A 10,905-nucleotide genomic window follows, 5' to 3' on the forward strand; every position below is an offset into this window, starting at 1 on the left:
CTTTTGAAATTATTATTCTATAATTTCGAAAGAGATTTTTTTAATGAAAAAATAGTGCTTATAGCACTATAAAATTCTTATTAAGCTTTTTCTACTTTTCCGCTTTTTATACATTTAGTACAAACGTTGATTGTTTTTACGCTTCCATTAACTTTAGCTCTTAATTTATGAACGTTTGGTTTAAAGTTTCTATTTAGTCTTCTATGTGAGAAAGTAACTTTGTTACCAAATTTTGTACCTTTTCCACAGATATCACATTCTCTTGCCATACTTTACACCTCCAATGTCTTAGAAATATCTTAGTTATTATATCAAATTTATATCAAATTTTCAAATATAATCGCTACTTGCTATTATATAGAAAAACAGACAAAAAATCAAATAAGAGTATAATAAAAATAGATTTTAGTAAGTAGTTAGACAAGGAGGCTTTATGGATTATAAGTCATTGTATGAAAATAAAGATTTTGGAATTATTAAATTTGATGAACAATTAAAAAATTATACAAATTTTGGCATTGGTGGCAAAGCGGATGTCTTGGTGGAAGTAAAAGAAGAATATCAACTTGTAGATTTAATTAAATTTAATCAAAAAAATAATATAGAAACAACAATCATTGGTAACGGGACAAATATTTTGGTTACTGATAAAGGAATTAGGGGTTGTGTTATAATTATTTCTAAAAATTATGACAGAATTTCTCTTGATGGAAATTTGTTGAGAGTAAGTGCGGGATGTCTTTTATCTAAAGCTAGCAAATTTTCTTTTGAAAATTCTTTAACTGGCATGGAAGAAGTTTCTGGAATTCCTGGAAGCCTTGGTGGAGCTGTTGCTATGAATGCAGGAGCTTATGGCGTTGAGATGAAAGATATAATTAAAAGTGTAAGATTGGTTTCTAAAACTGGGGAAATTTTAGAAGTTTCTAATGAGGATATGGATTTTTCTTATAGACATTCTAAGGTTTTTGACGATGATTTGGTTGTTTCTGAGGCGATTTTTGAATTAAAAAAAGATGATAAAGAAAAAATCTATGAAAAATATGAGGATTTTACAAATAGAAGGGTTACAAAACAACCTCTTGATAAAAAATCTGCAGGCTCTACTTTCAAAAGACCTGTAGGCTCTTTCGCATCAAAATTAATTGATGAATGTGGTTTGAAAGGCTATAGAAAAGGCGATTGTCAAGTTAGCGAAAAACATTGTGGATTTTTAATTAATAATGGCAATGCAAGTTATGAGGAAATGATCAATTTTATTGAGGAAGTTGCAAGTATTGTTTTTGAAAAAACTGGTTTTAAACTTGAAAGGGAAGTTAAAGTCATAGGAGAAAAATAGTGAAGGTAAAAATAATAACAGGACTTAGTGGCTCTGGAAAATCGACAGCTCTTAGAATTTTTGAAGATCTTGATTATTATGCTATGGATAATGTTCCTGCAAGACTTTTGGAAAGTTTTATAAAATTAAATAAACAGCAGGAAAAACCAATAGACAAGCTTGCTTGTGTTGTTGATTTTAGGTCTATAAAAGTTGATAAAAATTTGGTAGAAAATCTGGAAAATCTCAAAAAAATAAACGAAGATACTAAAATAATTTATCTTACAAGTCAAGATGAAACAATTTTAAAAAGATATAATGAACTAAGACGTCCTCATCCTTTGGGTTCTTTTGGAGATGTAAAAGATGGTCTTATAAAGGAAAAAAGAGAATTGAAAAAAATTAAGGAAATGGCAGATATTATAATTGATACAAGCTCTTATAATAACAAGGATTTAAAAAAAGTTCTCCTTAATTTTTCTAAAAATAAAGAAAATTTCATTATAAATTTATTTTCTTTTGGATATAAAAATGGTCTAAGCCTTGATGTTGATGTAGTATTTGATTTGAGATTTTTACCTAATCCTTTTTATATAAAAGATTTAAAGCACCTAAATGGAACTGACGAAAAACTACAAGAATATCTTGATGGCTTTGAAATTGCAAATGACTTTAAAAATTTGGTGTATGATAATTTGTTAAAGCTTATTCCCTATTTTATTAAAGAGGGCAAAAACTCAATTTCTATTGGATTTGGTTGCACAGGTGGTCAACACAGGTCAGTTTATATGTGTGAGAAAATTTATGAAAAACTCAAGGATAGCGATTATATAGTTGTGAGAAAACACAGGGATAGGGAAAAATGGAAAAAATAAAATATTTAAAAGTTTTACCATTTGAAAATATAAAAAATGCTAGAAACTTGGGAGGCTATCCAACCATTAATGGGGAAATTACTTCTTGGAAATCTTTTATTAGAAGTGCAAATCTTGATTCTTGCACAAAAAAAGATTTGGATTTATTGAAAGATTTAAATGTATCAACAATAATTGATTTAAGACGTGATGACGAAATCAAATATCATTATGAAAAAATCAAAATTTTAAAAGAAAAATTTTCTCATTACAATGTATCGCTTTCTCCAAGGCCAATGCGCCAAGAAGAAATCCAAAGATTAATTGAAAAAAAAGATACAATAGGAAAATCTTATATTACATTAATTGATAATTTTCCTGCTATAAAAAAGATTTTTGAGATAATGGCAAATGCTGATGGAAGTGTGCTTTTTCATTGCCAAGAAGGTAAAGATAGAACTGGAATTATTTCTATGATTTTATTTGGACTTGTAGGAGTTTTTAGGACAGATATTATGGCTGACTATGAAATTTCTTCTGCTAATTTGGGTTATGTAGACATGTATGGGCAAAATGAAAACGAAGCAGTTTTTAGGATAACTTCTCCATACAACATAAAAGAAGCCATGGAATATATACAAAGAAAATATGAAACTTATGATGCATACTTAGAATATGCAGGTGTTGAAAAGAAAATTATAGAAAAAATTAAAGAAAAAATGATTGAATAGAGAGTGATTATATGTCTTTTTCAAAAAGATGTAAAAAAGAAATATTAAAAAAAGAGCCTGATTATAAAGAGATTGATATGGAATTATTAGCCTACTTTTATTTTCAAGGCTCTATTAGGATAGTGAATAATTCTTACCAAATTTTATTTAAGGCAAGCGAGAACATAGAAGCAAGGTATATTTACAAGATTATAAAAGAAAAATATAACTATTCTCCAGCCATGGAAATTCAAAATAAAAGAAAATTTTCAAAAGATAGGTCTTATGTTGTTTTGGTAGAAGATAGCGAAGTGGCAGATAAAATTTTAGCACTTGCAGATTCTTATAGCTTATATGAATTTGAAAAATTTTTTGAAAATATCAAAAGTAGAAATGAAAAAAAGATTATTTTAAAATTAGCATTTTTGCTAAAAGGTTCAATTAATGATCCTTATAGGGGATATAATCTTGAAATTAATGTTCAACAAAAAGAAGAAGCACTTTTGATAGGAAAAATCATGGAAGAATTTTCTATAAATCCAAAATTAAATTTGAGAAATGATTCTTATTGTGTTTACATAAAAGATTCTGATAAAATTTCAGATTTTTTGGCTTTAATTGGAGCAAATAAATCACTTTTTGATTTAGAAAATGTAAGGGCAATGAAGTCAATTAGAAATGACATAAATAGGCAAACAAATTTCGACAAAGCAAATATTGATAGGACTGTAAAAGCGGCCTTTAGGCAAGTTGATGCAATAAATAAATTAAAAGAAAAAAATATTTTAGAAAATCAAGCAGAAGATTTGCAAAAAATTGCCGAATTAAGGCTTGCCTATCCTTATATTTCTCTTGAAGAATTGGGCAAAATGATGACGCCAGCCCTTTCAAAAGCTAAGGTTAATTACAGACTCCAAAAACTTATAAAACTTGCAGAAAGTGAGGAATAATGACAAATAATTTTACCCACCTCCACCTTCATACAGAATATTCACTTTTAGATGGTTTTACAAAAATTGATAAATTGATGGAAAAGCTAAAAGAATTTGGAATGGATTCTTGTGCAATAACAGACCATGGAAATATGTATGGGGTAATTGAATTTTATAAAAAATGCCAAGCAAATAATATTAAACCAATAATTGGTTGTGAAGTTTACATTTGTGAAAATGATTATAAAATAAAAACTCCCCAAAATAAAAGATATTACCATCTTATTCTTTTGGCAAAAAATAATAATGGCTATAAAAATCTTTTAAAAATCGTATCAAAAGCCTACACACAAGGATATTATTATAAGCCAAGAATAGATTTTGAAGTTTTAAAAGAATACAAAGAAGACTTGATAGGTCTTTCAGCTTGCTTAAATGGAGAAATTAATCAAAGAATTTTAGAAAATGATATAAAAAAAGCATATTCTACAGCAAAAAAATATCTCGATTTATTTGGCAAAGAAAATTTTTATTTGGAAGTACAATATCATGGTTTAAAAGAACAAAAAAAAGTTAATGAAGTATTACTTCAAATTCACAAGGATTTGGATATAGAACTGGTATGCACAAATGATGTTCATTATGTTGAAAAAAATGATGCCTTTTATCAAGATGTTTTATCATGTATCCAAACAGGTTCTTTATTAGAAGATGAAAATAGGATGAAAATGCCTGTTGATGAATTTTATCTAAAAGATTCTCAAATAATGGAAGAAATTTTTAAAGATTTTCCAAGAGCTTTTGAGAATACACAAAAAATTTCTGCTATGTGCAATGTTAGCCTAGAATTTCATAATCCTCACCTACCATATTTTACAAAACTTCCAAAAGATACAACAAATCTTGAATATCTAAAAATTCTAGTCAAAGAAGGTCTTATAAAAAAATACAAAAATTTAGATGAAAAAATTATAAAAAGAGCAAAAAAAGAAATCGACGTAATAAATAATATGGGTTATGTAGATTATTTTTTGATTGTTTGGGATTTTGTAAAATATGCCAAAGATAATAAGATTGCAGTAGGACCTGGTAGGGGATCAGCAGCAGGTTCAATTGTATCTTATGCTCTCGATATTACACAAATTGATCCTTTAAAATATGATTTGCTTTTTGAAAGATTTTTAAATCCAGAAAGAGTTTCAATGCCTGATATTGATATAGATTTTTGCTATGAAAATAGGGATAAGGTAGTTGAATATGTATATGAACTTTACGGACGAGATCATGTTTCGCAAATAGTAACTTTTGGTAGGATGCAGGCAAGAAATGCCATAAGAGATGTGGGAAGGGTTATGAATATTTCCTACAATAAGGTTGATAAAATAGCAAAATTAATTCCTCAAGCAATAGGAATGACAATTGATAAGGCTCTTGATTCTACTGAAAAATTAGCTTACGAATATCAAAATGATGTTGAAACAAAAAGAATGATAGATACTGCAAGAAATATCGAAGCCTTACCAAGGCATACATCAATCCATGCAGCAGGAGTTGTTATAAGCAAGGAAATTTTAACAGATATTGTTCCTCTTGCTTTATCAAACGATCAGATAGTTACCCAATTTAATATGACAGAAATTGAAGAATTGGGTTTGTTAAAGATGGATTTTTTGGGACTTAGAAATCTTACAGTAATTCAAGATACAATAAAGGATATAAAGAGAAATAAAAATATAGATATTGATCTTGGGGCAATTGATGAAAATGATCCGAAAGTTATAAGTCAATTTACCAAGGCTGAAACAGTTGGGATTTTTCAATTTGAATCAGCTGGTATGAGAAATTTTCTTAAAAATTTAAAACCAACAAGATTCGATGATTTGGTTGCAGCAAATTCACTTTTTAGACCAGGACCAATGGATCAAATTCCAAATTATATAAAAAATAAAATAAATCCAGAAAATATTTCCTACATAGATGATGCCCTAAAACCAATTCTTGAAGTAACTTATGGCATAATTGTATACCAAGAGCAAGTTATGCAAATTGTACAAAAACTTGCTGGATTTTCACTTGGGGAAGCTGACAATCTAAGACGAGCAATGAGCAAAAAGAAAATGAGCGTAATGGAAGCAAATAGGGAAATATTTGTCCACGGAAAGAAAAATCAAAATGGAGATTATGAAGTAAAAGGTTGTGTAAATAATGGTATTTCAGAAATTAATGCCAATAAGATATACGATGAAATGATTTCTTTTGCAAAATACGCCTTTAACAAATCTCACTCAGCGGCTTATTCCTTGGTAGCTATTCAAACTGCATTTTTGAAATATTATTTTAAAGAAGAATATATGGCAAATCTATTGACTTCCATTATGGGCAACTCTTCTAAAGTTTATTTATATATTTCAGAGGCAAAAAGGCTTGGAATAAAAATTGTTCCGCCAAATATAAATAAGTCAAAAAGAAGATTTGTAGCAAATGAAAATGAAATAGTATTTGGTCTTTCGGCTATAAAAAATGTTGGAGAAAATTTAATTGATTTGATCGTTAATTTAAGAAAAGAGAAAAATTTTAAAAGCTTTAAAGATTTTCTAGAAAGAATTGAGGCAAATGATCCAACAGTTTTAAATAAAAAAGCTTTGGAATCTCTTATAAAAGCAGGAGTATTTGACTGCCTAGGATACAAAAGATCAGAGCTTATGGCAGTCCACGAAACAGCTCTTCAATCAATTCATGATAATGAGAAAGTGAATTTAAAAGGTCAAATGAATTTGCTTGATTTTGATCAAAACAAAGAAGAAATAATTGATGACATAAAATTTCCACCAGTTAATGAATATAAAAATAAGCAAAAACTAAAGTTAGAAAAGGAAGTTTTAGGTTTTTATATTTCAGATCATCCCTTAAATTCTTTAGGAAATAATTTAAAAAATTATGTAAATTTCACAACGGAAATTTTAAGTGAGCTAAGGCCAGTAGATTTAGATAAATTTGACAATAAAAGTGTAAGGATGGCAGGAATTATTACAAATAAATCTGAAACTATGACAAAAAAAAGTACTTTAATGGCATTTTGTTCTTTGGAGGATATGTCTGGATCAATAGAAATGATAATTTTTCCAAATATTTATAAAGATGTAAAAAATATAATTGAAAATGATACACTTGTGATGGTTAGTGGAAATCTACAATCTAGCGATGATGAATTGAAATTGATTGTATCAAATATAAAAGAAATTGATGAAAATTCTTTTAAAAATTTGTATATAAAAATGGAATATGTAAGGTATAATAAAATACGAAAAGATCTAATGAGTAACCATGGTAGCACACCAGTGATAATTTATTTTTCTGACAAAAAAAAGACAGTCAAACTTGATAAAAGCTTGTGGATTGACCAAAATTCAGATATAATAAATTATCTGAAGTTGAAACTTGGGAAGGATAATGTTAAATTAATTTAAAGGAGAAACAATGAAAACAATAGGTATACTTACTAGTGGTGGCGATGCACCGGGAATGAATTCAGCGATTAGAGCTGCAGTAAGAACAGCCCTAAACAACGGAATGAGAGTAAAAGGAATAAGAAATGGATATGACGGGTTGATGAAAGGAGATATTTATGAAATGAATGTTTCATCAGTTGCCGATATTATCCATAAAGGTGGTACAATTCTTGGAACTGCAAGATCAACTGAGTTTAAAAATGCAGAAGGTCAAAAAAGAGGAGCTCAAATTCTTAAAGATTATGGAATCGAAGGACTAATCGTAATTGGTGGAGATGGTTCTTTTAAAGGAGCAAAGGCTCTTAGTGATTTGGGAATAAAAACCATAGGAATTCCGGGCACAATTGATAATGATATGGGCTATACAGATTTTACAATAGGATTTTTTACTGCAATTGAAACAGTAACAGATGCTATTGGAAAATTAAGAGATACTTCATCATCTCACGGAAGAGCAGTTGTAATAGAAGTTATGGGACGTAATTGTGGAGATTTAGCTTTATTTTCAGGACTTGCTGGTGGAGCAGAATCTATCATAGTTCCAGAACACAAATTCTCAATTGATGAAATTGTTGAGAAAGTAAATCACGGAAGAAAAAGAGGAAAATTACACCATCTTATAGTTCTTGCTGAAGGAGTTGGAAATCCATATACTGTAGCAAAAGAAGTTGAAGAAAGAAGTGGAGTTGAAACAAAAGTTACAGTTTTAGGCCACGTTCAAAGAGGAGGCTCTCCATCTTCAGCTGATAGATTATTAGGTTCTATTATGGGAGCAACAGCAGCGGAATTATTAAATGAAGAAAAAACAAATATAGCTTTGGGTTATACAAATGGAAAAATAAATCAAGTTAGCATAGATGAAGCAGTATCAATGAATTCTGATTTTAATGAAGATCTTTACAGACTTGCTAACAAATTATCTAAATAAATAGGAATAGGTGGAGGATAAGTTATGAAACCAGATATATTAAAGAAAACCAAAATTGTATGTACAATAGGACCAGCTTCACAATCTCCAGAAGTTTTGGAGCAATTGATTAAAAATGGAATGAATGTTGCAAGATTAAATTTCTCACATGGATCTCATGAGGAACATCTTGAAAAAATTAAAACTATAAAAAGAATAAGAAGAAAATTAAATGTTCCTTTGGGACTTATGCTTGATACAAAAGGTCCAGAAATTAGAATTGGAAAATTTGAAGAAAAGGAATATTTCTTGAAACCAGATGATATTTTTACACTAACAACTAGAAATATTGTTGGAAACAAAGATATTGTATCAGTTTCATACGAAGGCTTACCACAAGATGTAGAAAAAGGCTCAATAATTTCAGTAGATGATGGTTTAATTCAACTTGAAGTAATTGAAATTAAAGATGGAACAGAAATAGTTTGTAGAGTACAAAATAATGGAGTGATTTCTAATAACAAAGGAGTAAATCTTCCAGGAAGAGTTACAAACCTACCATCAATCACACCAAAAGATGTAGACGATATTAAATTTGGAATTGAAAACGGCATTGACATGATAGCAGCATCTTTTGTTAGAAAAAAAGAAGACATTTATGATATAAGAAAAGTCCTTGAAGATCATGGCGGAGAAGATATTTTGATTATATCAAAAATAGAATCTCAAGAAGGTGTAGATAATGCTGATGAAATAATCGAAGCGAGCGATGGAATTATGGTTGCAAGAGGAGATTTGGGAGTAGAAATTAGAACAGAGCTTATTCCTCTTGTACAAAAAGAAATTATAAGAAAATGTAATAAGGCTGCAAAACCAGTAATTACCGCTACACAAATGCTAGATTCAATGCAAAGAAATCCAAGACCTACAAGAGCAGAAACAACCGACGTTGCAAATGCAATTATAGATGGAACAGATTGTGTAATGCTTTCAGGAGAAACAGCAGCAGGAAAATATCCGGTAGAAGCTGTTAAAACTATGAGAGATATTTGTATTACAACAGAATTATCAGACGATTTCGAAGAAAATATTTATCAAACAGAAATAGATAGAAAAATTACAACAACAAATGCAATTTCAAAATCAACTTGTACAATAGCAAGCCAATTGAGAGCAAAAGCTATAATTACTTGTACAGCATCAGGAAATACAGCAAAGGCAGTTTCTAAATTTAGACCAAGAACAAATATAATTGCTTGTACAATAGATGAAAAAGTTGCAAGAAGATTGTCAGTGTCATGGGGAGTATATCCAATAATTGTAGATACAGCTCATGAAACAGACGAATTAATTGAAAGAGCAATAGTTGGAGCATTAAAAGAAAATTACGTACAAGAAGGAGATTTGACTGTACTTACAGCAGGAATTCCACTAGGAGTTTCAGGAACATCCAACCTAATAAAAGTTCACGTAATTGGAGATATAATTGCAAACGGAACAGGCGTTGGAAACAAATCCGTTTCAGCAAAAGTTGTAGTTGGTTCAACAAAAGAAGAGCTTGAAGGAAAATTCGAAGACGGAGATATAATTGTTGCAAAATATACCGATAAAGATATAAACGAATTTATGGAAAGATCTTCAGGAGTTATTGCAGAAAACGGAGGACTAACAAGCCACACAGCAGTTGTAGCAATCCACTTTGGAATTCCAGCAATACTTGGAGTAAAAAACATTACAAACCTATTAGAAGACGGAGATACAATAACACTTGATCCACTTGGAGGAATAATCTACAAGGGAGAAGCAAAGGTATTATAATGGAAATAAAAAATATCAAAATAATTGATATTCTACAAGACGGTAGGGCAGTTGCAAAAACAGAAAGTAAAACTGCCTTTATAGAAGGCGCAATTTACGGAGAAGTTTGCAATATAAAAGTAAATAATGAAAAAAAGAATTTCTTTGAAGCAGAAAAAACAAAAACTTTAGAGAAATCTCCCTACCTTAGAAAACCACCATGTCCATATTATTATGAATGTGGTGGTTGTTCTATTATGGATATAAATTATAAAAGTCAAATAAAATTAAAGAAAAATTTAATAAAAAATGCCCTATTAAAATCAGCAAAAATAAAAATAGATGATATAGAAATAATAGAAGGAAAAGAATTTGGATATAGAAATAAAATTAGGCTACAAATAACAAAAAAAGGAAAACTTGCCTATAACAAAAAATATTCCAATGACCTTGTAGAAATAAAAGATTGCCTTTTAGCAAAAGATTTAATAAGAGAAAATCTAGAAAAAATAGAAGAAATCACAAAAGATATTACAAAAAAATACCCAAATAGCCTAGAAGAAATAACAATAAGAGCAAACGAAAAAGAAATACTATTAAATATAAAAATAAAAGACAAAGAAATTATCCCATATATAAAAAATCAATACAAAAATTCAACTTACAACATTAACCTAATAAATAAAAAAGAAAAAATAAATATTTCAGGCAAAGATTATCTCATATATAATCTATTAGGAAAAAAATTCAAAATATCTATGAACGATTTTTACCAAGTAAATGATTATGTGACAGAAAAATTATACAAAACAGCCAAAGATTTTCTAGGAGAAAATCAAAAAGTTCTAGACTTATTTTGTGGCTCAGCAACAAGCTCAATC

Annotated in this window: 9 protein-coding genes; 8 read left to right on the forward strand and 1 reads right to left on the reverse strand. The window is 29.1% G+C overall.

Annotation, left to right across the window (positions count from 1 at the left end):
- Window positions 1-80: 80 nt before the first annotated feature.
- A complete protein-coding gene (gene rpmB / locus HMPREF2852_RS07215; RefSeq protein ID WP_004838566.1) occupies window positions 81-269 on the reverse strand; it encodes a 50S ribosomal protein L28 in 189 nt (62 codons plus the stop codon).
- Between the two features lie 164 nt (window positions 270-433).
- Between rpmB and murB the strand changes: the two genes are divergently transcribed.
- The 8 genes from murB to HMPREF2852_RS07255 form a co-directional block, all read left to right on the forward strand.
- The gene (gene murB / locus HMPREF2852_RS07220) at window positions 434-1,336 is read left to right on the forward strand and encodes a UDP-N-acetylmuramate dehydrogenase (RefSeq protein WP_070607168.1); all 903 of its coding nucleotides are present in this window, start codon (window positions 434-436) and stop codon (window positions 1,334-1,336) included.
- Window positions 1,336-2,190 carry an RNase adapter RapZ gene (rapZ, locus tag HMPREF2852_RS07225; protein ID WP_070607170.1) on the forward strand — a complete coding sequence of 285 codons (855 nt, stop codon included), beginning with the start codon at window positions 1,336-1,338 and terminating at the stop codon, window positions 2,188-2,190. Before murB ends, rapZ begins: the two co-directional genes overlap by 1 nt.
- The gene (locus tag HMPREF2852_RS07230; RefSeq protein WP_070607173.1) at window positions 2,178-2,900 is read left to right on the forward strand and encodes a tyrosine-protein phosphatase; all 723 of its coding nucleotides are present in this window, start codon (window positions 2,178-2,180) and stop codon (window positions 2,898-2,900) included. Before rapZ ends, HMPREF2852_RS07230 begins: the two co-directional genes overlap by 13 nt.
- A gap of 11 nt (window positions 2,901-2,911) precedes the next feature.
- On the forward strand, window positions 2,912-3,829 hold the full coding sequence (gene whiA / locus HMPREF2852_RS07235) for a DNA-binding protein WhiA (protein WP_019117962.1): 918 nt from the start codon (window positions 2,912-2,914) through the stop codon (window positions 3,827-3,829).
- On the forward strand, window positions 3,829-7,278 hold the full coding sequence (locus tag HMPREF2852_RS07240) for a DNA polymerase III subunit alpha (protein ID WP_070607176.1): 3,450 nt from the start codon (window positions 3,829-3,831) through the stop codon (window positions 7,276-7,278). The genes whiA and HMPREF2852_RS07240 overlap by 1 nt, the downstream gene beginning before the upstream one ends.
- A gap of 10 nt (window positions 7,279-7,288) precedes the next feature.
- The gene (gene pfkA, locus HMPREF2852_RS07245; protein ID WP_004838572.1) at window positions 7,289-8,248 is read left to right on the forward strand and encodes a 6-phosphofructokinase; all 960 of its coding nucleotides are present in this window, start codon (window positions 7,289-7,291) and stop codon (window positions 8,246-8,248) included.
- Between the two features lie 24 nt (window positions 8,249-8,272).
- A complete protein-coding gene (gene pyk / locus HMPREF2852_RS07250; RefSeq protein WP_070607179.1) occupies window positions 8,273-10,045 on the forward strand; it encodes a pyruvate kinase in 1,773 nt (590 codons plus the stop codon).
- On the forward strand, window positions 10,045-10,905 hold an 861-nt coding region (locus tag HMPREF2852_RS07255; RefSeq protein ID WP_070607182.1), incomplete at its 3' end, for a class I SAM-dependent RNA methyltransferase. The genes pyk and HMPREF2852_RS07255, both read left to right, overlap by 1 nt.

The organism is Anaerococcus sp. HMSC065G05 (assembly GCF_001812365.1).
GTDB lineage: Bacteria > Bacillota > Clostridia > Tissierellales > Peptoniphilaceae > Anaerococcus > Anaerococcus vaginalis.